Annotated in this window: 23 protein-coding genes; 11 read left to right on the top strand and 12 right to left on the bottom strand. The window is 71.3% G+C overall.

From position 1 onward, the window contains the following. Positions 1–36: 36 nt before the first annotated feature. The 6 genes from AB0M29_RS04750 to AB0M29_RS04725 all read right to left on the bottom strand — a co-directional run bounded on the left by AB0M29_RS04750 (position 37) and on the right by AB0M29_RS04725 (position 5,267). Entirely contained in the window at positions 37–1,068 is a 1,032-nt protein-coding gene (locus AB0M29_RS04750; protein ID WP_365378909.1) for a branched-chain amino acid ABC transporter permease, read from the bottom strand. Next, positions 1,065–1,931 (bottom strand): branched-chain amino acid ABC transporter permease, encoded by an 867-nt coding sequence (locus AB0M29_RS04745; RefSeq protein ID WP_365378907.1) that lies wholly within the window; start codon positions 1,929–1,931, stop codon positions 1,065–1,067. The genes AB0M29_RS04750 and AB0M29_RS04745 overlap by 4 nt, the downstream gene beginning before the upstream one ends. Before the next feature lie 45 nt (positions 1,932–1,976). Beyond that, a complete protein-coding gene (locus tag AB0M29_RS04740; protein WP_365378904.1) occupies positions 1,977–3,224 on the bottom strand; it encodes an ABC transporter substrate-binding protein in 1,248 nt (415 codons plus the stop codon). A gap of 46 nt (positions 3,225–3,270) precedes the next feature. After that, a complete protein-coding gene (locus AB0M29_RS04735) occupies positions 3,271–3,969 on the bottom strand; it encodes an ABC transporter ATP-binding protein (protein ID WP_365378901.1) in 699 nt (232 codons plus the stop codon). Next, positions 3,962–4,720, bottom strand: a complete 759-nt coding sequence (locus tag AB0M29_RS04730; RefSeq protein ID WP_365378898.1) for an ABC transporter ATP-binding protein — start codon at positions 4,718–4,720, stop codon at positions 3,962–3,964. Before AB0M29_RS04730 ends, AB0M29_RS04735 begins: the two co-directional genes overlap by 8 nt. A gap of 376 nt (positions 4,721–5,096) precedes the next feature. Next, complete coding sequence (locus AB0M29_RS04725; RefSeq protein ID WP_365378896.1) at positions 5,097–5,267, bottom strand: hydrophobic protein; 171 nt, start codon at positions 5,265–5,267, stop codon at positions 5,097–5,099. Between the two features lie 115 nt (positions 5,268–5,382). Between AB0M29_RS04725 and glgX the strand changes: the two genes are divergently transcribed. From glgX to AB0M29_RS04705, 4 genes are all read left to right on the top strand, one after another. After that, a complete protein-coding gene (gene glgX / locus AB0M29_RS04720) occupies positions 5,383–7,503 on the top strand; it encodes a glycogen debranching protein GlgX (RefSeq protein ID WP_365378894.1) in 2,121 nt (706 codons plus the stop codon). Between the two features lie 191 nt (positions 7,504–7,694). Continuing rightward, positions 7,695–8,129 carry an ATP-binding protein gene (locus AB0M29_RS04715; RefSeq protein ID WP_365378891.1) on the top strand — a complete coding sequence of 145 codons (435 nt, stop codon included), beginning with the start codon at positions 7,695–7,697 and terminating at the stop codon, positions 8,127–8,129. A 10-nt stretch (positions 8,130–8,139) separates the two neighbouring features. Beyond that, positions 8,140–8,496, top strand: a complete 357-nt coding sequence (locus AB0M29_RS04710) for an STAS domain-containing protein (protein ID WP_365378888.1) — start codon at positions 8,140–8,142, stop codon at positions 8,494–8,496. A gap of 106 nt (positions 8,497–8,602) precedes the next feature. Next, entirely contained in the window at positions 8,603–10,417 is a 1,815-nt protein-coding gene (locus AB0M29_RS04705; protein WP_365378886.1) for a serine/threonine-protein kinase, read from the top strand. Positions 10,418–10,433: 16 nt separating this feature from the next. Here AB0M29_RS04705 and AB0M29_RS04700 read toward each other — a convergent pair whose 3' ends face one another. Continuing rightward, complete coding sequence (locus tag AB0M29_RS04700; protein ID WP_365378884.1) at positions 10,434–13,346, bottom strand: BTAD domain-containing putative transcriptional regulator; 2,913 nt, start codon at positions 13,344–13,346, stop codon at positions 10,434–10,436. A 383-nt stretch (positions 13,347–13,729) separates the two neighbouring features. On the opposite strand from AB0M29_RS04700, the gene AB0M29_RS04695 reads away from it, so the two are divergent. The 3 genes from AB0M29_RS04695 (at position 13,730) to AB0M29_RS04685 (ending at position 15,616) form a co-directional block, all read left to right on the top strand. Continuing rightward, positions 13,730–14,671: a hypothetical protein gene (locus AB0M29_RS04695; RefSeq protein WP_365378882.1), complete on the top strand. Its 942-nt coding sequence runs from the start codon at positions 13,730–13,732 to the stop codon at positions 14,669–14,671. Between the two features lie 76 nt (positions 14,672–14,747). Further along, positions 14,748–15,185, top strand: coding sequence for a hypothetical protein (locus tag AB0M29_RS04690; protein WP_365378879.1), 438 nt, complete (start codon positions 14,748–14,750; stop codon positions 15,183–15,185). Between the two features lie 101 nt (positions 15,186–15,286). Beyond that, complete coding sequence (locus AB0M29_RS04685) at positions 15,287–15,616, top strand: putative quinol monooxygenase (protein ID WP_365378876.1); 330 nt, start codon at positions 15,287–15,289, stop codon at positions 15,614–15,616. A 20-nt stretch (positions 15,617–15,636) separates the two neighbouring features. Here the strand turns inward: AB0M29_RS04685 and AB0M29_RS04680 are convergent, their stop codons facing one another. Further along, positions 15,637–17,247: a cation acetate symporter gene (locus AB0M29_RS04680; RefSeq protein WP_365378874.1), complete on the bottom strand. Its 1,611-nt coding sequence runs from the start codon at positions 17,245–17,247 to the stop codon at positions 15,637–15,639. Continuing rightward, complete coding sequence (locus tag AB0M29_RS04675; RefSeq protein ID WP_365378871.1) at positions 17,244–17,729, bottom strand: DUF485 domain-containing protein; 486 nt, start codon at positions 17,727–17,729, stop codon at positions 17,244–17,246. Before AB0M29_RS04675 ends, AB0M29_RS04680 begins: the two co-directional genes overlap by 4 nt. Before the next feature lie 236 nt (positions 17,730–17,965). Between AB0M29_RS04675 and AB0M29_RS04670 the strand changes: the two genes are divergently transcribed. Next, the gene (locus tag AB0M29_RS04670) at positions 17,966–18,643 is read left to right on the top strand and encodes a GntR family transcriptional regulator (protein ID WP_365378868.1); all 678 of its coding nucleotides are present in this window, start codon (positions 17,966–17,968) and stop codon (positions 18,641–18,643) included. Between the two features lie 28 nt (positions 18,644–18,671). Here AB0M29_RS04670 and AB0M29_RS04665 read toward each other — a convergent pair whose 3' ends face one another. Next, a complete protein-coding gene (locus tag AB0M29_RS04665; protein WP_365378866.1) occupies positions 18,672–19,664 on the bottom strand; it encodes a zinc-binding alcohol dehydrogenase family protein in 993 nt (330 codons plus the stop codon). A gap of 183 nt (positions 19,665–19,847) precedes the next feature. Between AB0M29_RS04665 and AB0M29_RS04660 the strand changes: the two genes are divergently transcribed. Then, the gene (locus AB0M29_RS04660) at positions 19,848–21,926 is read left to right on the top strand and encodes a SpoIIE family protein phosphatase (RefSeq protein ID WP_365378864.1); all 2,079 of its coding nucleotides are present in this window, start codon (positions 19,848–19,850) and stop codon (positions 21,924–21,926) included. A gap of 16 nt (positions 21,927–21,942) precedes the next feature. Here AB0M29_RS04660 and AB0M29_RS04655 read toward each other — a convergent pair whose 3' ends face one another. Next, a complete protein-coding gene (locus AB0M29_RS04655) occupies positions 21,943–22,548 on the bottom strand; it encodes a TetR/AcrR family transcriptional regulator (RefSeq protein ID WP_365378861.1) in 606 nt (201 codons plus the stop codon). Positions 22,549–22,596: 48 nt separating this feature from the next. Here AB0M29_RS04655 and AB0M29_RS04650 point away from each other — a divergent pair, with 48 nt between their 5' ends. Next, a complete protein-coding gene (locus AB0M29_RS04650; protein WP_365378858.1) occupies positions 22,597–22,923 on the top strand; it encodes a hypothetical protein in 327 nt (108 codons plus the stop codon). A 103-nt stretch (positions 22,924–23,026) separates the two neighbouring features. On the opposite strand, the gene AB0M29_RS04645 is transcribed toward AB0M29_RS04650, so the two are convergent. Continuing rightward, entirely contained in the window at positions 23,027–23,815 is a 789-nt protein-coding gene (locus AB0M29_RS04645) for an SDR family oxidoreductase (RefSeq protein ID WP_365378855.1), read from the bottom strand. A 178-nt stretch (positions 23,816–23,993) separates the two neighbouring features. On the opposite strand from AB0M29_RS04645, the gene AB0M29_RS04640 reads away from it, so the two are divergent. Then, the gene (locus AB0M29_RS04640) at positions 23,994–24,911 is read left to right on the top strand and encodes a helix-turn-helix transcriptional regulator (protein WP_365378852.1); all 918 of its coding nucleotides are present in this window, start codon (positions 23,994–23,996) and stop codon (positions 24,909–24,911) included. The last annotated feature ends 26 nt before the right edge of the window (positions 24,912–24,937 follow it).

Here is a 24,937-nt window from a genome sequence, read left to right as displayed (position 1 = left end):
CGGCGGGCGCCTTCTGCGGGCGTCGTGGGGTCTGCCTTACGGCGAGACGCTCCGCGGCATGCCGTCGCGGTCGTGCTCCGGCAGGCTGCCCTCCTGCTCGGACGGGGCCGGGGGGCGGGGGCGGACCAGATGGGCGACGCTGCCCCAGACGCCGCGGCGGAACAGCAGGACGACGACGATGAAGACGCTTCCCGTGACCACGCCCACCTGCTCGAAACCGGATGTCGAGAGCCAGTCCTCCAGGCGTACGACGGCGGCGGCGCCGATGAGTGAGCCCCAAAGGGTGCCGATCCCGCCGAGCACGGTCATCACCACGACCTCGCCCGACGTCGTCCAGTGCACTTCCTGCAGTGAGGCGAAGCCGTGGTTGATCGCGAACAGGCCGCCCGCCAGACCGGACAGGAAGGCCGACGCGGTGAAGACGACGACCTTGTAGCGGTCGGCCGGGTAGCCGAGCGCGCGGGCGCGGGCGGGGTTGTCGCGCACGGCGGCGACGACCCGGCCGAAGGGGGAGTGGACGATCCGCCAGGCGACGAACAGGCCCAGCGCGACCGCGGGCAGGATGGCGTAGTAGCACCAGAATGGGTCGGTGAGGTCGACACCGGGCAGGTCGCGCGGGATGCCCTGGAGGCCGTTCTCGCCGCCCGTGACGCTGGACCACTGATTGGCCAGCGCGTACACCATCTGCGCGAACGCCAGCGTGACCATGGCGAAGTAGATGCCGCTGCGCCGTACCGCCAGCAGGCCGATGGGCAGGGCCAGCAGCGCGGCGCCCGCCGCGCCGCCGAGGACGGCGACGTAGAACGGCAGCCCGCTGTGCAGGGCGATCAGCCCGGTGACGTACGCCGAACTGCCCCAGAACGCGGCGTGGCCGAAGGAGAGCAGGCCCGCGTGGCCGAGCAGCAGGTCGAAGGCGACGGCGAACAGGCCCCAGCACAGGATGTCGGCTGCCACCGGCGGGTAGAGGAACCAGGGCAGGCCGAAGGCCACGACGACCGCCGCGGCCAGCAGTCCCCAGCGGAGCCAGGCGGGGCGCCCGTGCAGCCGGTCCGAAAGGGTGCGGATCACGCGTGCTCCTCCTTGCCGAAGAGTCCGGCCGGCCGGACCAGCAGGACGACGGCCATCAGCAGGTAGACAGAGGTCTGGGACAGTGCGGGGGTGTAGAGGTTGGCGAGGGCCTGCAGCATCCCGATGACGAACCCGGCGGCCACGGCCCCCGGGATCGAGCCGAGACCGCCGATGACGACGACGGCGAAGACCGTGATGATGAGATCGGATCCCATGTCGGAGTTGACCGCCCGCATCGGGGCCGCGAGCACCCCCGCGAGAGCGGCGAGGGCCACCCCGAAGCCGAAGACGGGAGTCACCCACCTGCCGGTGTCGATGCCGAACGCCTGTGTCAGCTCCGGCCGTTCGGTGGCGGCGCGGACCACGGTCCCGACCCGGGTACGGGTGAGCAGCACCCACACCGTGAGGCAGAGCACCGCCGAGGCGCCGAGCACGAACACCTGGTAGGCGGGATAGGTGAACAGGCCCAGATCGACCGAGCCGTTGAAGGGCGCGGCGGCGTAAGGCCGCGAGTGGGAGCCGTACTTCCAGCGCAGCAGGTCCTGGCAGACCAGCGCGATACCGAAGGTGAGCAGGAAGTTGTAGAGCGGATCGAGGCCCGCCAGGCGGTGGATCAGGAGCCGTTCGAGCACGATGCCGCAGACCGCCATTACGACGGGCACGATCAGCAGGGCCCACCAGAAGCCGAGCCCCAAGCTGTCGGACAGGGTCACCGCCCCGAACGCTCCCAGGGTGTAGAGCGCGCCGTGCGCGAAGTTCACCACCCGCAGCATGCCGAAGATGACCGCGAGACCGAGGGCGAGCAGAGCGTAGAAACCGCCGCTGACCAGGCCGTTGAAGGCTTGTTGGAGGAAGGAGGTCATGGGTGTTCCCGTCCTGTCTGTCAGCGGCGGTGACCGCTGGCTCAGCTAGCTCATCCGGCAGTCGGAGGAGGGCTGTTCGAACGCCTGGGCGGCGGGGATGGTCTTGACGAGCTGGTCGTAGTCCCCGTTCTCCTTGCTGGCGGACGGGTCCTTGACGGAGACCAGGTAGGCGTCGTGCACGACCCGGTGGTCGGCCGCGCGGATCTGCGCGTTGCGGGCGAAGAAGTCGCTGAACTTCATGCCGTCCAGCACCTTGGAGACGGCGTCGGGCTTGTCGGAGCCCGCCTTCTGCACCGCCTCCAGATAGTGGGTGGCGGCGGAGTAGTTGGCGGCCTGGTCGAAGGTCGGGTAGACGCCGGTCTTGGCCTTGAAGCGCTGCGCCCAGGACTGCGACTGGGCGTCGAGTCCCCAGAACCACGCCGAGGTGTACATGGTCCCGGCCAGGTTCCGCTGCCCGATCGAGGTGATGTCCGAGTCGAACATCAGGCCCACGGCGAGCTTGATGCCTTTGTCCTGGAGCTTGAACTGCTGGTACTGCTTGACCAGGTTGACCAGGTCCCCGCCCGCCTGGAGGGCGCCGAGCACCTGCGGCTTGGGATTGGCGGACGCGGCTTTGAGCAGGAAGGTCGAGAAGTTGTCGCTGGGGAAGGGCGTCGGGTCCTTGCCGACGACCTTGCCGCCCGCGCCCGCGATCGCCGCGGTGAACTTGGCCTGCATGTCCTGGCCGAAGGCGTAGTCCGGGTACAGCAGGTACCAGCCCTTGCCGCCCTGCCGGGTCACCTCGGTGCCGGTCCCGTTCGCCAGCATGTAGCTGTCGTAGGCCCATTCGTACGTGTACGGGTTGCAGCTCTTGCCGGACAGCTCCGTGGTGGCGGCGCCGACGTTGAAGTACAGCCGCTTGGACTGCTTGGCGACCGTGGCGACCGCCAGCGCGGCCGAGGAGGTGGGCACGTCGAAGATCGCGTCGACCCCCTTGCGGTCGTACATCTCCCGCGCCTGCGTGTTGGCGATCTCCGGCTTGTTCTGGTGGTCGGCGGAGACCACGTCGATGTTCTTGGCGACGGCCTTGTCGCCGTACTTCTGCTGGAAGTCGTCCACGGCCATCTGCACGGCGGCGACCGCGTGCGGTCCGGCGAGGTCGGCGTAGACACCGGACAGGTCGGTGAGCACGCCGAGGGAGATCTTGCCGCCGCTGATCCTGCCTCCGCCCGAGCCCGGTCCGCCGCCGCCGCATCCCGCGAGCAGTGCGGTCACCGCGACCAGGGCCGTGGCGGCCGGCCAAGTGCGTCTCATTGCGTCCTCCTGTGGGTAGCGGTGAAGTGCGGTGCTGCCGGGGCCGTCACAGGCCGAGGTACTCCAGGAGTTCGTGCTCGCGCTCCCGTACGTCCTCGTTTGCCAGGGCCTCGACGACGCGTCCGCGGTCGAGCAGGTAGTGGCGGTCGGCGACGGTCGTGGCGAAGCGCAGGTTCTGCTCCACCAGCAGGACGCCCACGCCGTGGCTCTTGGCCTCCCGCAGGATCTCGCCGATGCGCTGGACGACGATCGGCGCGAGACCCTCGGTCGGCTCGTCGCACAGCAGGACCCGTGCGCCGGTGCGCAGCACGCGGGCCAGGGCGAGCATCTGCTGTTCGCCGCCGGAGAGTTTCCCGCCGGGCGCGCGGCGGCGCGCGGCCAGGACGGGGAAGGCGTCGTAGACCCGGGTCAGCGGCCATGCGGCGGCGGCGCCCGCGGGGACCGGCGGCAGGGTGAGGTTCTCCTCGACGGTGAGGCCGGCGTAGATGCCCCGGTCGTCCGGGACGAAGCCGAGGCCCGCGCGGGCCCGCCGGTGCGGCGGGGCCGCGCTGACGTCCTGCCCGCCGACGACGACCGTGCCCGACATCCGGCGGTGCAGGCCCATCACGCAGTTGAGCAGCGTGGTCTTCCCCGCCCCGTTGCGGCCGACGAGGGTCACCACCTCGCCCGCCCCGACCCGCAGGCTCACCGAATCCAGCACCCGGGCCTCGCCGTAGTGCGCGCTGACGTCCCGTATCTCAAGCAACGTCGGCCCCCAGATACGCCTCGACGACCCGCGGATCGCCGCGGACGGTCTCGTACGGGCCCTGGACGAGCACCTGGCCGTGCTGGAGCACGGTCACGGTGTCCGCGAGGGAACCGACGACGCTCATGTTGTGCTCGACCATGACCACGGTGCGCCCGGCGCGGACGCGGTCGATGAGGGCGACCGTGCGGTCGACGTCCTCCAGGCCCATCCCGGCGGTCGGCTCGTCCAGCAGCAGCACCTTCGGGTCGAGCGCCAGGGCCAGGGCCAGCTCCAGGGCGCGCTTCCTGCCGTACGGAAGGCTCCCCGCGGGCTGCTCGGCGAGCGCGGCCAGGCCGACCTCGGCGAGCAGTTCCGCGGCGCGCGCGGAGAACCGCCGCAGCAGCCGCTCCGACCGCCAGAACCGGTGGCCGCCGCCGACGACGGCCTGCAGCGCGAGCTCGACGTGCTCGCGCGCCGTCAGTCCCTCGAAAAGACTGGTGACCTGGAAGGAACGGGCCACCCCCAGCTGTGCGATGTGCTCGGGCGGCCGCCCTCCGATGTCGCGTTCGCCGAGCGTGACCCGTCCGGACGTCGGCGCGAGGAACCCGGTGAGCAGGTTGAACAGGGTGGTCTTCCCGGCGCCGTTCGGGCCCACCAGCGCGTGCACGGTGCCCTCCACCACCTCCAGGCCGACGCCGTCGACGGCGCGAAAGCCCTGGAAGTCCTTCACCAGCTCGTGCGTGGCCAAGATGACCTGCGGTGATGTCATGCCGACCCCTGCCCCTGGGATACGCCGACGAGCGCCGGTGTGGGGCAGACGCTAGGGTTGGCCACCCGGGGCGGACCATGGATGCGAACACCACTAACGACGCCACCGCTATGTGGGCGCGTCATATGGCCGAGCGCGGCCATCGGTGGACGGGGCGGACGGTCCCGCTCGGCAAGGAGCCATGGGACGGAGCCACGGGATCCCGCTTTTCCGTACCCACGTGGGAAAGAATTGTTCTCGTCCGCCGATATTCGCGGACACGGAAAACGACCGGCATTCCCGTACCGTGAGCGCCACGAGGGGCGGAACCCGGTGAACGGGTTCCGCCCCTCGACTGACGACCGCCGGCCTCGGAGCGGAGTCCGAGGCCCGGCGTTCACCATCTGTACCAGCGACTCCTTCCGCCGCCGGCGCTGGTGCCGCGCGCCACGAATCCGACGAGCCACACCACCAGCACCACGACGGCGACCCACCAGAGAATTTTCAGGGCGAATCCCGCGCCGAAGAGAATCAGCGCGAGAAGAAGAACGAGAAGCAACGGTCCCATGGTTATCAACCTCCTGAGCGCCGCTTGCCCCTGCCGGCCCACGTCATGCCACTGAATCGGATGACGGTGAGTTCTGCTCCGGAGTGGGTGCCCGCCGCCGGGGAAGACCGTGAGCATGGATCTCCAAGGCGGTCGCGCCTACCCCCTCGGCGCCGAGTACGACGGCGCGGGCACCAACTTCGCGCTCTTCTCCGACGTCGCCGAGAACGTGGAACTGTGCCTGATCGATGACGACGGCCGGGAGCGGAGGGTGGCGCTTCCCGAGGTGGACGGCTCGGTGTGGCACGGCTATCTGCCCGGTGTCGGTCCCGGGCAGCGGTACGGCTACCGGGTGCACGGCCCGTTCGCACCGGCCGAGGGGCTGCGCTGCAACCCGGCGAAGCTGCTGCTGGACCCGTACGCCAAGGCCGTCGACGGCCAGATCGACGGCGACCCGTCGCTGAGCGGGCACCGGCTCGACGCCCCGGACCTGCCGGACGAGCGCGACAGCCTCGGCCACGCGATGCTGGGCGTGGTCACCGACCCCCGGTCCTTCGACTGGGGCGACGACCGGCCGCCGCGCCGCTCGTACCACGAGTCGGTGATCTACGAGGCGCACGTCAAGGGCATGACGCGGCTCCACCCCGAGGTGCCGGAGGAACTGCGCGGCACGTACTCGGGCATGGCCCATCCCGCAGTGGTGGCGCATCTGGCCGACCTCGGCGTCACCGCCGTGGAGTTGATGCCGGTCCACCAGTTCACCCAGGACGGCTTCCTGGCCGACCGCGGGCTGTCCAACTACTGGGGCTACAACACCATCGGCTACTTCGCCCCGCACAACGCGTACGCCGCCGCGGGCAGCAGGGGACAGCAGGTCGACGAGTTCAAGGCGATGGTCAAGGCCCTGCACGCGGCCGGCCTGGAGGTGATCCTCGACGTCGTCTACAACCACACCGCCGAGGGCAGCGACCAGGGGCCGACGCTCTCCTTCCGTGGCATCGACAACGCCTCGTACTACCGGCTGGTCGACGACGATCCCGGGCACTACTTCGACACCACCGGCACCGGCAACAGCCTGCTGATGCGCCACCCGAACGTCCTGCAGCTCATCATGGACTCGCTGCGCTACTGGGTCACCGAGATGCACGTCGACGGTTTCCGCTTCGACCTCGCCGCCACGCTGCTGCGCCAGTTCCACGAGGTCGACCGCCTGTCGGCGTTCCTCGACATCGTCCAGCAGGACCCGGTGATCGGCCGGGTGAAGCTGATCGCCGAGCCCTGGGACGTCGGCGACGACGGCTACCAGGTCGGCAACTTCCCCGCGCTGTGGAGCGAGTGGAACGGCAAGTACCGCGATGCCGTACGCGGCTTCTGGCGCGGCGACGAGGGCACGGTCGGTGAACTGGCGGCCCGTATCACCGGATCCGCCGACCTCTACCAGCACGACAGCCGCCGCCCGCGGGCGAGCGTCAACTTCGTCACCGCCCACGACGGCTTCACCCTGCGCGACCTCGTGTCCTACACCGAGCGGCGCAACGAGGCCAACGGCGAGGGCGGCGCCGACGGGGAGAGCGACAACCACTCCTTCAACTGCGGAGCGGAAGGACCGACCGAGGACCCGGCCGTACGGGCGCTGAGGCTGCGCCAGCAGCGCAACCTCCTGACCACCTTGCTGATCTCGCAGGGCGTGCCCATGATCGCGCACGGCGACGAGAGCGGGCGCACCCAGAACGGCAACAACAACGTGTACTGCCAGGACAACGAGACAGCCTGGATGCCCTGGGAACTGGACCGGGAACAGCGGCAGTTGCGGGCCTTCACCGCCCGCCTCCTCGAACTCCGCCGCGAGCACCCGGTGCTGCGCCGTCACCGCTTCCTCCAGGGCGTCACCGCCACCACACCGGCCGAGCGCGCCGACATCGCCTGGCTGCGCCCCGACGGGCGCCTGATGACCGAGGACGACTGGCGCCGCGGCGACGCCCATGCCCTGGCCGTCCACCTCAACGGCGACAGCGACACCGAACGCGCCCAGCGCGCCCCCGCACCCGACGACTCCTTCCTGATGCTCTTCAACGCCTTCCACGAGCCCGTGGAGTTCCGCCTCCCGTCCGCCGCGTTCGCGGAGAAGTGGACCGCCGCCGTGGACACGGCGAGGCCCGACGCCACGGATGCCGCCACCTTCCGCGCCGCGACCCCGCTTCCCGTCGCCGCCCACAGCCTGCGGATCCTGCGGGCGCCCCGCAGCGGCAGGGCCTGACACGCGCGGGCGGCGGGGCGCGGGTGGCCGGGTGCGGCGGGCGGGTTTGCGTGCGTGTACCGGGGCATACGGCCTTGTAGTAACGTCATGGCCGCCGCTCGTCGGTGGGCTGCCTCGCGTCGGTGAGACGCCGGCAGGCGGCCTCGGGGTCCGAGGGGAACAGCTCGGGCGGGGACGGAGAGGAAGGCGTCTTGCGGCTGGATCGTAGAGACGGCTTCGTGCTGCGTCACTCCTTCGACGCTCGGCCCGGCAGCGTGGCGCTGGCCCGGGACGCCGCCGCACTCTTCCTCGGCGCGCTGGCGGACTCCTCCCCGTCGAACGACGAACGGGTGGCGGGCGACATCCTGCTGGCGGTGTCGGAACTCGTCACCAATGTGGTGCGCCACACCGCGGGGACCGGCACGCTGGTCATGGCCTACCGGGAGGGCCAGGTCCAGATCGTGGTCCGCGACACCAGCACCGCGAGCGTGCCCCCGGCCGATCGGCCGCCGCGGCTGGACGGCCGGGGAGGACTGGGCTGGCCCCTGCTGCGGGCGCTGGCCGCCTCCTTGACCGTCGTACCCCTGTCCGACGGCAAGGAGATCCACGCCCACGTCACCTGGCCCACGGAGCCGGGAACGAGGTAGGGGTACCCGCATGGAGAGAGACGGCATGCCCGGGCTGGACGTACGGGTCGCCTACGCCGGCGGCACGCTGACGGTGACGCCGGTCGGCGAGATCGACCATGACTCAGTCACGCTGTTCCATCAGGCCGTGGAAGGGGCCGACGTCCCCTGGGGCACCCATGTGACCATCGACCTGTCCGCGGTCACCTTCATGGACTCCACCGGTGTCCACGCCCTGCTGGCCTGCCACCAGGACGCCCAGGACCGCGGGGGAGCGCTGAGCGTCACCGGCGCTCACGGCGTGGTCGCACGCGTCCTCCACCTCAGCGGCACCCTCTCCCTGCTGCGGCCCCCGCCCCCCGGCAGCACCCGCCCCGGCCTGAACTGACCGCAGGTCCCGGTGACCTCGGGTCCTGCCCCGTGCCAAGGGCCTCTATTCTCAACGGCGTTGCATCGTTGACCAGGCAGGACGAGTACGGGGGAGCCATACCGGCATGAGCGGTACGAACGGGGACGGGCACGGCGAGCGGGAGGACGGGGTCGACGGGGGCATCAAGCCGCTCACCGCGTTCGACCCGGCACGCATCGGGCCGTATCTGCTGCTGGGGCGGCTCGGCGCCGGCGGCATGGGGCGGGTGTTCCTCGCGAGGTCGGACAGCGGACGCACCGTCGCGGTGAAGGTCGTGCACGAGGAGCATGTGTCCGACGAGCGGTTCCGGGCGCGGTTCCGGCGGGAGATCGAGGCCGCGGGGCGGGTCGCCGAGCGGTACACCGCGCCGGTGCTCGACTCCGGACCCGACGAGGACCCCCCGTGGGTGGCCACCGGCTATGTGCCGGGCCTGTCCCTGGAGCAGGTCGTACGGCGGCACGGACCGCTGCCCGCCACGTCGCTGCACACGCTCGCCGACGGGCTGCTGCGCGCCCTCAAGGACATCCATGACGCGGGCATCGTGCACCGCGACCTGAAGCCGTCGAACGTCATGCTGACCGTGGACGGCACCAAGGTCATCGACTTCGGGATCGCGCGGGCCCTCGAGACCTCCGTCGAGTCGCTGCTCACCAGCACCGGGATGGTCATCGGGTCGCCCGGCTTCATGTCACCGGAGCAGATACGCGGGCAGAGCGCCGGGCCCGCGAGTGATGTGTTCACCCTCGGGTGCGTGCTCACCTACGCGGCGACCGGGCGGCTGCCCTTCGGGCGCGGGGCGAGCAACCAGCACACCGTCATGTACGAGATCGTGCAGGAGGAGCCGAACCTGGAGGGGGTCGAGGATCCCGCTGTCCGGTCCCTCATCGTGCGATGCCTGACGAAGGCCCCGGAGCAACGGCCCGGTGTGGACGCCCTGTTGGCAGACCCGGAGCGGCCCGGGCCGCCGACCGCCGGGCGGGCCTGGCTGCCCGCCGACGTGGTCACCCACCTCGCCCAGCAGGCCGCCCGGCTGCTCGACGCCGAGGTGCCGCCGCCGCACGACACGGCCGTGGACCGGGCTACCCTCGGCCTGCGCCCGCAGGCCGAGCCCACGGTCGTCGACAAGGCGGGCGGCGGCTCCGCGACGGCGAAGCCGCGCGAGGAGCGTCCCCGCCGGCGCCGGACGATCATCGCCCTGCCCGTGGTGCTCGTCCTCACGGCCGGCGGAGGCACCCTGGCGGTGCTCCAGCCCTGGAGCGGCGGGGCCGCCCCCGTACACGCCCAGCCGCCCGGCAGCAGTGCGAGCGTCACCCCAGGCGGCGGCAACTCCTCCGGCGGCACGGGCGGTTCACCGTCCACGACCAGGGAGGGGAAGGCGGCGGGCGCCGGGGACGGCAAGGGCAAGACCGGCAAGCAGGGCGACGACGGGAGTGCGGAATCACCCTCCCCCGACGGCCACTCCGCCGCCCCCGGCGCGTCCCGCCCCGCGGGCTCGGGCGCGGGGGGCTCCTCCGGCTCCGGCGGCTCCACCTCGGGCTCGTCCGGCACGCACACCGGAACGACGCCGCCCGGCTCCGGCGGCTCGTCCACCGGCTCGAAGCCACCCGCCATGAAGGCGTACAAGGTCGAGTACACCAACTCCTGCGTCGGCGCGTGCAACATGCCACTGCGGGTGAGCTGGCCGGCGATCTCCCGCGCCACCCGCTACGACATCCACTTCACCAACAAGGGCAGCAACTTCACCGCGAAGAACGTCGACACGGTCTACTCCACGAGCGGCACCAGCTACGTCATCCAGGGCCCGTACTCCGGTGACCAGATCTGCGTCGCGGTACGCGCGGCCAACAAGTACGGCGCCTCCGCCTGGGCGCAGACATGGTGCGGCACGGTCGACTACTAGCGGGTCGCGGGGCGGTTCACGGCGACGACGGGGGCACCGCATCCGTCGTCCGGTGCATGTCGCCCCACAGCAGCTGCGCGCGCTCGTGGTGCTCGCGGGCCAGGTCGGGGGCGCCGGCGGCGGCGTCCAGGTCGCCGATGAGCTGCCAGCACGAGGCTTCGTCGTGGCGGTCGCCGTGGCGGTGGAAGAGGGCCGCCGCGCGTTCCAGGGCCGGGGTGGCACGGTCCCGGTCGTGCCGGCCGCCGTAGACGCGGCCGACTTCCAGGAGGGTGTAGGCGGCGCAGCGCTCGTCGACCAGCTCCTCGAAGGTGGCCAGCGCCTGCCAGAGGCAGCGCAGTGCCTCGTCCTGATCGCCGCGCAGGTCGTGCAGGCGGCTGAAGCGGCGCAGGACGACGGCCACCCGGTGCCCGTCGTCGAGCGCTTCGGCCTGGCGCAGGGCATCGCCGAACCAGGACTCGGCCTCGTCGAGGTCGCCGTGCATGAGCCGCATCACGGCCATCGAGCAGGACAGTTGGGCTTCGAGATGCCGGTCGCCCTCGCTGACCGCGATGGCCAGCGCCTGCCCGACCCGGTCGGCGGCTTCGGTGAAGCGGCCCTGCACCCGGCTGACCGTGCCCAGCATCGCCACCGACAGGGCCTCGCCGCGCTTGTCCCCGAGGTCCTTGCACAGCCCGATGGAGGTCTCCAGGGTACGGTTCGCGTCGTCGAACTCGTCCTGGTAGATGTGCAGTTGGCCGAGCCCGCGGAGCAGCACCGAGGCGCCGCGGGTGTTGCCCTCGGCCTCGGCCGCGTCGAGCGCGAGCTGGTGCCCGTGCTCCCAGTCCTGGTACAGGCACCGGTGGTCGTAGTAGGTCACCGTGCCGGCCGCCAGCTCCCAGGCCAGCTCGTCCAGTCCCCAGTCCACGGCCAGCTTCACCGCGCCGAGCAGGGTGTCGCGCTCCGCGTCGAACCAGGCGGCCGGGTCGGCCAGCAGACGGTCCACGACCGCGTCGGGCAGGGGGCGGCGCGGCGCCGTGCCGGGCTCGCCGACCAGCAGCCCGGCGGGCAGCCGTTCGGTGCCGCGGCCCGCCATGTCGAGCCAGGTGGACAGCACCCGCACCATCGCGTCCCGCCGGTCGGGCAGGGGCAGTTGGGCGGCCATCTCCACGGCGCAGGTCCTGATCAGGTCGTGCAGCCGGTAGCGCGGCTGGCCGACGGCGTCGGTGGCGGTGAGCCGCACCAGGCTGGCGTCGACCAGGGCGTCCAGCACCTCCTCGGCGTCCGCGCGGTCCAGCAGCGGGCCGAACACCCAGCCGGGCAGGGTGTAGGGGCCGAGCAGCCCCAGCAGGCTCAGCGCGCGTACGGCGTCGTCCGGCAGCAGCCGCACGCTCAGTTCGACGCTGGCCCGCACGCTGAGATCCCCGATCCTCAGCTCGGCCAGCCGCCGGGACTCGTCCTCGATGCGTTCCCGCAGCACCCGCAGCGACCAGGCCGGGCGGCCGGTGAGCTTCGCGCTGGCGATCCGGATCGCCAGCGGCAGATTGCCGCAGCACTCGAGGATCGCGTCGGCCTCCTCCGGTTCCCGCTCGACCCGCCGCCGACCGACGATGCCGGTGAACAACTCCCGTGCCTCCGCCGGGCTCAGCACGTCCAGGTCGATGTGGCGGGCACCGGGCAGCTGCGTCAGCAGGGTGCGGCTGGTGATCAGTACGGCGCAGCCGTCGGCCCCCGGTAGCAGCGGCCGTACCTGATCGGCGTGACCGGCGTCGTCCAGCACCACCAGCATCCGGCGGTCCGCCAGCAACGACCGGTAGAGCGCGGCCCGTTCCGACAGGCCGATCGGGATCGCGCTACCGGCGATCGACAGCGCGCCCAGCGCCTCGGCCAGCATCAGCGCCGGATCCCGGGGCTCGTCCGACGTCCCGGCGAGGTTGAGGTAGAGCTGGCCGTCGGGGAAGGCGGCGGTCGACAGCCGTGCGGCGTGCGTCACCAGACAGGACTTGCCGACGCCGGGGCCGCCCACGATGACGGCCACCGGCGCCCGGTTGCGCGCGGACCCGTCGAGCAGTTCGGCGACCTCGGCCAGCGCGTCGGCGCGGCCGACGAAGTCGGGGACGTCGAGCGGCAGTTGGCGTACCGGCATCGCGATGACCAGCTCGGCGGCCGCCGCGCCGGAACCGTCCGCCGGGGTGTCCGGGGGACCGTCCGCCGGGACGGGGGCCGCCAGCGCGGGATCGGCGACCAGGATGCGGCGGTGCAGCGCCTGGATCGGCGGGGTGGGATCGACGCCGAGCTCGCCCGCCAGTGTCCGGCGCAGCCGCTCGTACACCTGCAGCGCCTCGCCCTGCCGACGGCACCGGTAGAGGGCGACCATCAGGTGTTCGGCGAGCTGCTCGTCGTAGGGGTGCTCGCGCAGCAGCGCGGTCAGCTCCTCGATGACCTCGCGATGACGGCCCAGGTCCAGCTCGATGCTCAGGCACCGCTTGTGGGTGGCCGCCCGCTTCTCGTTCAGCCGTGCCGCGTCGAGCTCCAGGACCCGGCTGGAGACGTCGACCAGGGCGCCACCGCGCCAGCAGGCCAGCGCGCGCCGCAGCGCGAGCGCCGTCTCCGACGGGGCCGTGTACCGCTCGGCGAGCCGCCGCTCGCGGTCGAACTCCAGGAGGTCCAGTTGATCCGGGTCCAGGTGGATCTCGTAGCCGCCACGCCGCGTGCTGATCAAGGACGCGGGTGCCCCGCAGGCCGCGAGATTGCGGCGCAGCCCGGACAGGGCGTCCTGGACCTGGCGGACCGCGGTGGTGGGTGCTTTCGCGTCCCACATCACCCCGACGAGCCGTTCGGTCGGGACCACGTTGTTGGCGTCGACCAGAAGCGCGGCCAGCATCTTGGCCTGCCGAGGTCCTTCGAGCCGGACCTCGCGCCCGGTGATCTGGGCGTGAAGCGGCCCCAGCACACCGAATTTCATGTTCCCCCCGGAACGTCACGATCAACGCCGATACCCCGGCTGACCTCGCATTAGGACGAATCTAGGACGGTTCACGGACTCGTGTCCATACCGTCCCCCGTGGCTATCCAGCCGTTCTCGCACAGGCGAAAGGACCAGAAATGAGACGTTCGGCCAAGCGGTTGTGGTGGCCGTGACGGTGGCGCCCGCCACTGTCACCGCTGTCCCGCCTGCCCCAGCCGTCTCCGCGACCGGGGCGGCCGCGGCGCCCCGCGGGTGCGGTGGGGCGGCTTCCGGACGCCGGACGTGTCCGGATCACGGTCAACCCTCAGGCCGTCCCTGAGCGTCCGCGTGCCGCATCGGCGCGCCGGCGGTACGACACAAGGAGTGCGATGTCCCTGCGCCGCGACCTTGCCGCGCCCGCCGTGGTCGCGTTGTCCCTGCTGGCCGCGGTGACCGGCTGCGCACGTGCCGCCGGGAGCCACGCGGCGGCCGGGGACCCGAAGCCGGTGGTGACACCACTTCCGGTGACCGCCACGGCGACCCCGTCCCGGCCGGCGGACATCGTCCTGCCCATCGCACCGTATCTCTTCAGTGACGCCCAGTCGTCACAACTGGTCGCCGCGCATTCGGAGTTGGTCGCCGCCTGCATGAGGCGCTACGGGTTCGGCTACAGCGTGGCGAGCGCCACGGCCCCGAACGGGGGGCTGCCGGTGAACGAGTCGCGCTACGGCGTGATGACGCCCGAACAGGCGCGGTACGGCTACCACTTCATGGCCGTGGAGATGAGGCGCCAGCGGGCGGGCGCCGCACCGGCCCAGAACCCGCCCAAGATCACGCCCGCGATGGCCGCGGTCCTCTCCGGCACACCAGGCGGTTCGGTCAACGGCCACAGCGTGCCCAGCGGCGGCTGCAACGCAGAGGCCACCGTCAAGCTGGGCGGGAGGAACGGGCGGTACGGCAACCCCGACATCGCCGAGAGCATCCAGGCCGACAGCTTCACCAGGTCGCAGTCGGACGCCCGGGTGCTGACGGTCTTCGCCGCTTGGTCGGCCTGCATGCGGACCGGCGGCTATCACTACAAGGACCCGAACGCGGCGACCAACGACCCCCGGTGGTCGGCGTCCCCCGATCCCACGGCCACCGAGATCGCCACCGCGACGGCGGATGTCGCCTGCAAGCGGCGGACAAACCTCGTCGGCGTCTGGTCCTCCGTCGAGTCCGGCTACCAGGGCGCGGCGATCAAGCTCAACGCCGAAGCGCTGCGCCAGGCACAGGCCACCATGCGGCGGGAGTTGAGCACCGCGGCGACCCTTCTCGGGCCGTCGAAGTAGCCGCCCGAGGGCGCGGGGGCCTCCAGCACGAGGACGCGTCGCGCTCACGACACCACTGAGGAAGCGGAGAGGAACAATGTTCAAGAAGACTGGGGCACTCGCCCTGACAGCGGCCGCGCTCGCCTCCGGGACGATGCTCGCCGAACCCGCGTCGGCGGCGCCGGGGACGGTGGCCGGTCCCTGCTCGTACGTCTGCTTCTACTACCACTCGGGTGGCCAGGGAGCGACGATGCTGTGGAATCCGGGGGCAGGATGGCAGGGCATTCGTGACCTGAAGTCCTCGACCTTCGGGAACTGCAACATCAACAACAACGCGTCCGCGTGCGACGGCGTCGGAGACTCCGTCAAGAACAACACCGCCACCGTTTACAACGGCGACTTCGGCGGCCACACCGTGGCGGTCTGGTACAACTCCGACTACGGCGGCAACCACTACACGATCCTCAACGGGGACACGCCGTACCAACTCGGCAACGGCCTCTACAACCAGGACGCCTCCGCCTCCGCCTGGTAGGAACCTGGGTCGGAACGCCCGCCGGCGCCCGCGACGGCCATGTCGTCGCACCGGGCGCCGGCGGCTTCGGTGTCGTCGAACCGGAAGAGAAGGGTGGCCTTGTGTCCAGTGGGACCATGTTCAGCGTCTACGGACGGATGACCGCGGTGCCTGGTCGGCGGGAGGAGCTGATCGCGCTGCTCCTCGAGGGTTTCCGTGCGGGCGGCGAGGACAGCGGTCTGATCGGCTACAGCATCAACACCGCCGTGGACGACCCGGACACGATCTGGCTGACGCAGTTGTGGACGGACAGGGAAGCCCACGACACGACCACCCGCTCGGAGCCGATGGCAGCGGTCAGCCGCAGGCTCCCGCCGCTCCTCGCCGGGCAGCCCGAAGGGTCCTACGGCCACGCCGTCCACGTCCACGGCCGGACCGCCCCGCCGTCCTAGCCAGGTGGGGCCCGCGGCGCTCAGCCGGTACGCCGCGCCACCCCCGCGAGAATCGTCGCTTCCACCGCCGCGTACTCCCGGCGCTGCTCGTCCGCCTGGCCGCGGCCGGAGAGCACCGTGCCCGCCCAGCCCAGGGCGAAGCCGAGCGGAACGGAGACCAGGCCCGTGGTGGTGAAGGGGAACCAGTTGAAGTCGGAGTGGGGGAAGGCCGCCATCGGGGAGCCCGAGACCAGGTTGGTGCCGGTCATCAGGACGAGGGTGGACAGGGTGCCGCCGATGAGGGTGCACAGCAGGCCGGTGCGCGTGTAGCGGCGCCAGAAGAAGCTGTAGACCATCGCCGGTGCCAGGGCGGAGGCGCCGATGGAGGTCCCCAGCAGGGCGAGCGGCTGGATGTTGCGGTTCTGGACGAGGGTGGCCAGGAAGATGGTGAGTGACCCCACCCCGAGCGCGGACAGGCGTGCGGCCGTCATCTCCTGACGCGGCGTCATCTTCGTTCTCAGGACCGCGAACAGGTCGTGCGCGAGGGTGTTGGCGCAGGCCAGGATCATCCCGGCGACGGACCCCAGCAGCGTGAGGAAGAGTGCCGTCGTGACCAGGGTGAAGAGCAGGGTCTCGCCGGTGGACACATGCACTCCGAACGCCGCCCGCGAGCCCAGCAGAAACGCCGTACGCCCCGTCGGATCCGCGCCGAGGATCGTGTCGCGTCCCAGCAGCGCCGTCGCGCCGACGGCGACGACCGTGATGATCAGCACGAAGAGCGCGACGCTGGACACCGCCCAGGTCATGGACCGGCGCACCTGCCGCGCACTGCTCGCGGTGAACATGCGCATGGTGACGTGCGGCAGGCAGGCGGCGCCGAGCACGACCGTCAACTGCGTGCTGATCATGTCGATCCGGGGGGCGCTGCCGCCGGAGAACTCCAGCCCCGAGTGCAGGAACGCGGGACCCACCCCGCTGCGCGCCGCTGCGGCGGCGAACAGCGCGCCCGGATCCCACGCGAACTGCCGCAGGATGAGCAGGGCGACGATCGCCCCGGAACCCAGCAGCATGACGATCTTGACGATCTGGATGAGGGCGGTGCCCTTCATGCCGCCCAGCGCGGTGTAGAGGATCATCAGCGCACCGATGCCGACGATGCACCCGGTCTTCAGCGCGTCGCTGGAGAAGCCGAGAATGAAGGCGAGCAGGTCACCGGTGCCCGCGAGTTGCAGCAGCACGAGCGGTATCAGCGCCATCAGGGTGGTGGCACACATGGCGATACGTACCGACGGCCCGGGCATCCGCTGCGCCAGCGCGTCGCCCATGGTGAACTTGCCTGCGTTCCGCAGCGGTTCGGCCAGCAGGAACATCAGCAGCATCAGGGACAGCGCCGTACTCACCGCCAGGACGACGCCGTCGTACCCGAAGAGCGCGATGATCCCGCAGGTCGAGCCGACCGTCACCGCGGAGATGTAGTCGCCGGCGATCGCGAGCCCGTTGCGTACGGGGGACAGCGAGCGGTACCCGGTGTAGAACTCCTGCAGGTCGTCGCCTTCGGGGCCCGCTATCACGCACAGCAGCAGGGTGATCGTGGCCACCGTCATGAACGCCAGCAGGGACATCGCCTGCGCGGAACTGCTGAATCCCGTCATCGCGCGGCCTCCGGTCCGGTGCGCTCGGCCTGCTCCTGGATGCGGTGTGCGATCGGGTCGATGCCGCGGCGGGCCGTGTACTCGTACAGCGCGACCGCTCCCCAGGTGACGGGCACCTGGAGCAGCCCGAGCGCCAGGCCGGTGGACAGCCCGCCCGACACGGTGCCCCCCATCAGCGACGGCGCGAAGGCGGAGAGGAAGAGGAAGAGCGTGAAGTACCCGAGCGCCGTGCCCGTCGCCACCCGCCGCAGAATCCGGTACGCGCCGCGCAGCCGCCGGAGGTCGCTCGCCTGCGCGGGCGCCGTGTGCCGCGGCCGCCCGGCCTGCGGGAACCGCGGCTGCGGCGGCCTGGGGGCGGCGGCGTAGGAGGGGTAGGCGGGGCGGGGAGCCGCGCTCCCGTACGGGTACGGCTGCGGTGGGCTGTCGTACCGCGGTGGCTGCTGGCGCGGCCAGTCCTCGAAGGGTGGCGACGGGTCGGACATCCCGGACTCCTTGCATGGCTGAGGGGCCCGAAGGGGCCGCAGCAGGGGGAGGCGACGCACGCTACCCCGCGGTAAGTCGGCTGCGGAACCCTTCGCGTACTAACCAGTCGGTATGTTTCCGAGTTGTGATGCTGACCCAACAGGGGTGATTCCACCCGAGAGTCGACACTTCCAGTGACTTCACTCACTTACGGAGATTGTGCGAAAGTCGGAACCAGAGTCGGTAGCCTTGGGGCATGGCTCGCACCGCGCAATCAGAGACGCTCTCCAGTCACGTCTACACGGAACTGCGGCGCGCGATTCTGAACGGGTCCTACGAGCCGGGCGCCCGCCTGAAGCCGTCCGAGCTGCGGCTGGAGTTCGGTGTGAGCGTGAGCGTCATCCGCGAGGCGCTGTCGCGGCTGGCCGAGCAGCGGCTGGTGAACGGCCGGCACAACCAGGGCTTTCGGGTGATCGACCTGACGGAGAAGGGCCTGCGTGAGCTGACCGACCTTCGCGTGCTCATCGAGGGGTACGCGCTGCGCCAGTCGATGGCACGGGGCGACGTCTCCTGGGAGTCGCGGGTCGTGGCGGCTCATCACCTGCTGGCGCGCACACCGACCCGGTCGGAGGACGACCCGCTGCACACCACCGAGCAGTGGGCCGCGGCGCACCGGGACTTCCACACGGCACTGATCTCGGCGTGCGACATGCCGATGCTCCTGGAGATGTGCAGCTCGCTGTTCGACGCCAGCGAGCTCTACCGGCGCCTGTCCGCGCCGCTGACCGCCCCGAGCAAGCGGGATGTCGCCTGTGAGCACCAGGCGATCTGCGACGCGGTGCTGGCCCGGGACGCCGATCTCGCGGTCGCGCGGCTGAGCGACCATTTCAACAAGACCACCGAACTGCTCATGAACGCCATGACGCAGAGCTGATCCCGGGCCTGGCCTGGCCTGGAGCGCGTCAGCGGTCGAAGGTCACCACGACCTTCACCCGGGGCGAGCGGTCCATCCGGTCCCATGCCTCGGTGACGTCATCGAGCCGGTAGATCTCCGTCGGAAGGCTCAGCGCCCCCTGGGAGGCGAGCTCGAACACACTCGTGCAGTGCGCGTTGAAGACCTCCGGGGCGTAGTAGACCGCGGTGTGACCGCGCACCTCGGCGGGCTTGGACCGCAGGGTCTCGCTGCGAAGGCTCAACTCCGCGCCGGCGCTCGACCCCACGTTCACCAGCCGGCCCCCGGCGCCCAGCGTGGACAGCGTGGCGTGGGCGGGCGTTCCCCAGAGCAGGTCGACGACCAGGTCGACGGGTGCGCCCGCCGCTTCGAGGATGCGCTGATGGAGACCGAGGCCGCTGTCATCGCCCGCCAGGGCCACGGGGACGACGCGGTCCGCCTCGGGCTCGGACAGCGCTGCGAAGTCCGCCGCGCCCGTACGGCTCACCGCCACGACGCGGCGCGCCCCGTGCCGGAGCGCGATCTGCACCGCGCAGCGTCCGACCGCGCCGGTCGAGCCCAGGACGACGACCGTCTCGGCCGGGGCCATCCCACCGCGTTCCAGAAGGGCCAAGGACGCGGTCGTGCCCGCGAATCCGACCGCCGCGGCCGCTGTCGACTCCAGGTCCGCCGGAACGCGGATGAGGCTCGGGAGAGCGGCGTTCACGGTCTGCGCCATGCTGCCCGGCTCCCACGCGGGGGTGCGGAAGTAGACGCGGTCACCGGCCTTCCACTCGCCGCGGTCCGCCTGGACGACGCCGACACCCTCCCGGCCCGGGATCGCGGGCAACTCCGGGTTCCCGCCGTACCAGCTGCCCGAGGTGATGAGTCTGTCGACGGGGTTGAAGCTCGCGGCGTGCACCTCGATGGGCACGGTGTCCGCGGTGGGGGCCGGTGCGGGTACGGCGAGGGGGCGGGGCGCCTCCCCGAATGCGTGGATGGCCGCGGCCCAGATCTCGCTCACGATGCAGATCCTCCGTCGTCGTCCGGTCGTGGGGGAGCCCACGACCGTGTGCGGTGTCCCGATGATAATTGATGAACTCATCAGAGATGAACTTAACGTCAATGTACTACGGCGTGCGCAGCCACGGACCAGGTGGGCGAACGGGAGGGATGGAGGGAAAATGGGCGAGAGGGAGGTCGGTAGATGGATCCTGGCCCAGACCCACCTGGACGGCTCCACCCGGACCACCGTGACTCCGCGGTGGGCGCCGACGCCCTCGCTACCGGAGTCGTGGTCCCCCCGGAGCTGTCACGCGCGGCCGGGGTGGTGCTCGATGCCCAGGGCATGGTGGTGGGCTGGTCGGCGGCGGCCGAGCGGTTGCTGGGGCTGCGGGCCGCCGACGTGGTCGGCCGCCCGGTCGCGTCCCTGCTGGTGGATCCGGTGCTGCCGACGCCGCTCCCGGCGCCGGAGGAGTGGTCGGGGCCGGTCACGGTCCGCCACGCCGACGGGGGACCGCGCAGCCTGATGGTCCGGGTATGGCCGATCGACGGCAGCGGCGCCACCAGGGGCCGTGTGATGGTGCTCGGTTACGACCTCTCGGCAGCCCGGCTCGCCCTCCTCAGTGAGGTCAGCGAGCGGATCGGCACCACCCTGGACGTATGGACCACGGCGCAGGAACTGGCCGATTTCGCCGTCCCCCGGCTGGCCGACATGACCGTGGTCGATCTGTTCGACGACGTCCTCACGGGCCAGGAACCCCCACCCGTACGGGAGGACCGCCCGCCCACCCTGCGCCGTGCTGCCCAGCAGTCCGTACGCCCCGGCGCTCCCGAAGCACTGATCCGGATCGGCCAGGTCGCCGACTACGCCCCCGGCTACCCCGTGCGTCTGTCGCTGGCCGACGGCGAGCCCCGTCTCGAAGCCGACACCGACGCCTCCGCGACGACCTGGCTGCCCGCGGACCCGGCCCGGGCCGAAAGGGCCAGAGCCTTCGGATTCCACTCCCTCATGACCGTGCCCATCCGCGCCCGCGACACCACCCTGGGAGTGGTCACCTTCCTGCGGCGCCGGCCCGCTGAGCCCTTCGGTGGGGATGATGTGGGGTTGGCGCGGGCGGTGGTCGATCGTGCCGCGCTGAGCCTGGACAACGCCCGCCGTTTCACCCGTGAACGCGCCACCGCTCTGGCGTTGCAGCGCAGCCTGCTGCCACGCCGGGTACGGGGCACACCGGTGCTGGATGTGGCCTCCCGCTACTTCCCCGCCGACGGGCACGTCGGGGTCGGCGGTGACTGGTTCGACGTGATCGCGCTGTCCAGCGCCCGGCACGCACTGGTCGTCGGTGACGTGGTCGGGCACGGCACGAACGCCGCCGCGACGATGGGACGCCTGCGCAGCGCGGTCCACGCGCTGGCCGACATGGAACTGCCCCCCGACGAGCTGCTGGCACACCTGGACGACCTGGTCCTGCGGTTCCTCGACGAGGAGACCTCCGGCGACCCGCTGACGGCCAGCGCACTGCTGGGCTCCACCTGCCTGATCGCCGTCCTCGACCCGGTCGCAGGCCAGTGCACCCTGGCCAGGGCCGGCCACCCGCCACCGATCCTCATCACCCCCGGCGGCCGCGGACAGGTCCTCGACGTCCCCGCCGGCCCGCCCCTGGGCCTGGGGGCACTGCCCTTCGAAGCCGCGCAGTACGACCTGCCCGCCGGCAGCGACCTCGTCCTCTACACCGACGGACTCCTGCCCGACAACAACCCCGACGACCTTCTGCCGCTCCTGCACCACCGCGACCCGGGCTCCGGCGTCAACGGGATCTGCGACGCGGTCGCCACCGGCCGCCACCGCACGACCGCCCGGGACGACGCAGCACTACTGGTGGCCCGCAGCAACGCCGTCCCGCCCGGCCACATCGCCGACTGGGACCTGCCCACCGACCCCGCTTCCGTGGCCACCATCCGCCAGGCCGTCAGCGACCAACTCGCCACCTGGAACCTGCAGGAACTCGACTTCACCACCGAACTCATCGTCAGCGAACTCGTCACCAACGCCCTGCGCTACGGCCAGCCACCCCTGCACCTCCGCCTCATCCTCCACACCGCCCTGACCTGCGAAGTCCACGACACCAGCAGCACCGCCCCCCGCCTGCGCCACGCCCGGACCACCGACGAAGGCGGCCGCGGCCTCTTCCTCATCGCCCAACTCACCACCCACTGGGGCACCCGCCACCACCCCACCGGCAAAACCATCTGGACCGAACAACAACTCCCCCCCACCCACCCATAACCCACACCCCGGTCGGTCACGCTTCGCGATCGTGGCCCCGGGCCGGTGACGCGGGACTGGCGGCTGCCGGCCAGACGGCGCCGAGCACGCGGTGCGGCCAGTCGTCGGGGATGCCGGCCAGGGTGACGTAGCGGCCGTAGAAGGATCCGATGAGCATGCTGGTGAGGGCGTCGAGGTCGGTGCCGTCCGGGAGGTCGCCGGCCGACAGCGCTTCCCGGAGCAGGGCTCGTCGTGGCTCGACGAGGCGGGTCTTGAAGAGGTGGAGCAGTTCGGGGTGGCGTTCTTCCTCGGCGAGCAGGGAGCCGAGGATGGCCAGCGCGGGGATGGCCCGCAGGTTGCTGTGGAAGTTCTCCAGGATCGCCAGGGCGTGGGCGCGGGGAGTCGCGGCGTCCGCGGGGGGTTCCTCGACCCGTAGTGAGCCGATGACCGCGGCCACCAACTCCGCCTTGTTCCGGTACCGGCGCCGCAGGCTGGGCACGGTGGTGCCCGCGTTGGCCGCCACGGATTCCAGCGACATGCGGGCGTAGCCGAGCTCGCCGAGCTGGCGGGCAGCAGCCGCAAGGATCGCCCGGTCCAGGTCCGGGTTCCTCGGTCGTCCGACCTTCGCCTGCGCATCGCTCATTGCATTACGATAGCCGATCGGAACATAATTCACCGAGGGGGAATCACCATGACCGAGTCACTGCCCGCGACCGCAGTCGTCCGCGCCTCGCGCGCCACGTTCGACCCGAGCCGGTTCGCCGAGGTCGACGCCATGAACACCAAGACCTCGCAGTACCTGATCCCTGCCGTCAAGCAGCTGTCGGGTCTCCTCCACTTCTACGCGGGCGTCTCGCCGGACGGCACGATGCTGCAGCTCAGCGTCTGGGACTCCGAGGAGCACTCCGCGCAGCTGAACCACCTCAAGGAAATGGTCGTCATCGCACGCGGAGAGATGGAGGCGGTCGGCGTGAGCTTCACCCCGGTCGCCACCTACCCCGTCAGCTGGACCATCTGACCTGACACGGCACTACGGCACCACTCCGCAGGCCGTCACGCGAGTTCCCCCCGGGACACTCGCGTGACGGCCTCGTTGACGACACCGAGTGACCGTGCGGGCGTCAGCTCGGCTGTCCGGTCGGCATGACCGTGATCTGCTGGAGGTTGACGCGCGGCGGCAGAGTGGCGAGGAAGGCGATGGTCTCGGCGATGTCCTGCGGGGTGAGCCACTCCATCGACTGCTTGGCACCCGCCAGCCAGTCCAGCGCTCCCTGGTCGGTGACGTGGCCCTGCAGTTCGGTGCCGACGATGCCGGGTTCCAGGGCCGCCACGCGGACGTTCTTGGCGCCCAACTCGGCGCGCAGGTGGCGCGAGAGGTGGGTGACGTATGCCTTGGTGGCCGAGTACACGGCGAAGTGGGGGAAGATGTTCTGCGCCGCGATGGACGAGGTGTTGATGAGGTCGGCGACGCCGCGTTCGCTGCCCGCGCGCACCAGTTGCGGGGTGAACGCGCCGATGACGTTCATCAGGCCGGTGACGTTCAGGTCGATCTGCTGCTGCCACTGGCCGGTGGCCACCTCCTCGACGGGGGCGGGCAGCATGACACCGGCGTTGTTGAGCAGCAGGTCGGCGCCGCCCAGTTCGGCCTCGACGCGGTCCGCCGCGGCCTGGACGGCCGCGGTGTCGGTGACATCGGCCGCGATGGCGACGGCGGTGCCGCCGTCCTTGGTGATCCGCTCGACCAGGTCGTGCAGGCGGTCCGCCCGGCGGGCCAGGACGACGACGCGGGCGCCGAGCGAGGCGAGCTTCTCGGCGGTCGCCTCACCGATGCCGCTGGAAGCGCCGGTGATGACGGCGACGCGGCCCCGCAGCGGGGCGGAAGGGGTGGCGGAGGAGGTAGGGGTGGACATGGTGGTGGAGCCTCCGTGAGGAAGTGAAGCGGGGGTGGCGCCGAGTGGTTCTCGGTACGTCTCCATCACAGCAACCCGGCGTGCCGCCGGCGGCGCCAAAGCTGGCCCCGCTCAGGCAGGTACTGACAGGGCCACCCCTGCGCGAGAGGGCAGGTCCGGGCGTGGCCACACTGGAGGTATGGACCGCAGCAAGGAGATCGCCGGTTTCCTCCGCACCCGCCGTTCCGCGATCAGCCCCGAGCAGGCCGGGCTCGACCCGGACGGCCGGATCCGGCGGGTTCCGGGGCTGCGCCGGGACGAGGTGGCGCGCCTGGCCGGGGTGAGCACCGAGTACTACACGCGCCTTGAGCAGGGACGCTCGGGAAACCCGTCGCCGGAGGTCGTCGAGGCGCTGTCGCGGGCACTGCGGCTGGACGCGTCCGAGACCGAGCACCTGCACGATCTGCTGCTCGCCCGCCCCGGCGCTGTGCGGCGCGGTCCGCAGCCGCCCCAACGGGTGCGGCCGGGGCTGTACTTGATGCTGGAGACACTCGGGCACGTACCCGCGTTCATCCTGGGGCGGCGTACCGACGTACTGGCGTCCAACCACCTGGCCCGCGCGGTGGTGACGGACTTCGAGGCGCTGCCCGCCCCGCGCCGGAACATGGCCCGCTACTACCTGCTGGACCCGGAGGCGCGCGAGCGGGTGGTGGACTGGGAGCGGATCGCCGCCGAGACGGTGGCGATGCTGCGCCTGGAGGCCGGACGCCACCCCAACGACCGCCAGCTGGCCGACCTGGTCGGCGAACTCACCCTGCTCTCGCCGGAGTTCTCCGGCTGGTGGAACGACCACAAGGTGCTGCGCCGCACCCACGGCGCCAAGCACTACGTACACCCGCTGGTCGGCGAGATGGAGTTCGCCTACGAGTCCTTCCAGGTCCCCGGCGACACCGAACAGACGCTCTGTGTCTACAACGTGGAGCCGCAGTCGCGTACCGCCGAGGCCGTACGCCTGCTGCGCAGCTGGACCGCCCCCGCCGCCCCTTCTGCCCCTTCCGTACCCGCCACGGCCCCCGACCCCACCGCGGAGCCCGCCGCTCCCGGCGATCCCGGCTAGCGGGAGACCGCTTGTGCGCGATCAAC

Source organism: Streptomyces sp. NPDC051976 (assembly GCF_040680795.1).
Lineage (GTDB): Bacteria > Actinomycetota > Actinomycetes > Streptomycetales > Streptomycetaceae > Actinacidiphila.
The sequence above is the reverse complement of the archived record's forward strand: the minus strand, read 5'-3'. Positions and strand labels throughout refer to the sequence as shown.

Bases quoted from the DNA above. Each gene is read 5' to 3' on its own strand.
- AB0M29_RS04745 (WP_365378907.1), bottom strand. From the start codon at position 1,931: ATGACCTCCTTCCTCCAACAAGCCTTCAACGGCCTGGTCAGCGGCGGT.
- AB0M29_RS04740 (WP_365378904.1), bottom strand. From the start codon at position 3,224: ATGAGACGCACTTGGCCGGCCGCCACGGCCCTGGTCGCGGTGACCGCA.
- AB0M29_RS04730 (WP_365378898.1), bottom strand. From the start codon at position 4,720: ATGACATCACCGCAGGTCATCTTGGCCACGCACGAGCTGGTGAAGGAC.
- AB0M29_RS04725 (WP_365378896.1), bottom strand. From the start codon at position 5,267: ATGGGACCGTTGCTTCTCGTTCTTCTTCTCGCGCTGATTCTCTTCGGC.
- glgX (WP_365378894.1), top strand. From the start codon at position 5,383: ATGGATCTCCAAGGCGGTCGCGCCTACCCCCTCGGCGCCGAGTACGAC.
- AB0M29_RS04710 (WP_365378888.1), top strand. From the start codon at position 8,140: ATGGAGAGAGACGGCATGCCCGGGCTGGACGTACGGGTCGCCTACGCC.
- AB0M29_RS04705 (WP_365378886.1), top strand. From the start codon at position 8,603: ATGAGCGGTACGAACGGGGACGGGCACGGCGAGCGGGAGGACGGGGTC.
- AB0M29_RS04695 (WP_365378882.1), top strand. From the start codon at position 13,730: ATGTCCCTGCGCCGCGACCTTGCCGCGCCCGCCGTGGTCGCGTTGTCC.
- AB0M29_RS04690 (WP_365378879.1), top strand. From the start codon at position 14,748: ATGTTCAAGAAGACTGGGGCACTCGCCCTGACAGCGGCCGCGCTCGCC.
- AB0M29_RS04680 (WP_365378874.1), bottom strand. From the start codon at position 17,247: ATGACGGGATTCAGCAGTTCCGCGCAGGCGATGTCCCTGCTGGCGTTC.
- AB0M29_RS04675 (WP_365378871.1), bottom strand. From the start codon at position 17,729: ATGTCCGACCCGTCGCCACCCTTCGAGGACTGGCCGCGCCAGCAGCCA.
- AB0M29_RS04670 (WP_365378868.1), top strand. From the start codon at position 17,966: ATGGCTCGCACCGCGCAATCAGAGACGCTCTCCAGTCACGTCTACACG.
- AB0M29_RS04660 (WP_365378864.1), top strand. From the start codon at position 19,848: ATGGATCCTGGCCCAGACCCACCTGGACGGCTCCACCCGGACCACCGT.
- AB0M29_RS04655 (WP_365378861.1), bottom strand. From the start codon at position 22,548: ATGAGCGATGCGCAGGCGAAGGTCGGACGACCGAGGAACCCGGACCTG.
- AB0M29_RS04650 (WP_365378858.1), top strand. From the start codon at position 22,597: ATGACCGAGTCACTGCCCGCGACCGCAGTCGTCCGCGCCTCGCGCGCC.
- AB0M29_RS04645 (WP_365378855.1), bottom strand. From the start codon at position 23,815: ATGTCCACCCCTACCTCCTCCGCCACCCCTTCCGCCCCGCTGCGGGGC.
- AB0M29_RS04640 (WP_365378852.1), top strand. From the start codon at position 23,994: ATGGACCGCAGCAAGGAGATCGCCGGTTTCCTCCGCACCCGCCGTTCC.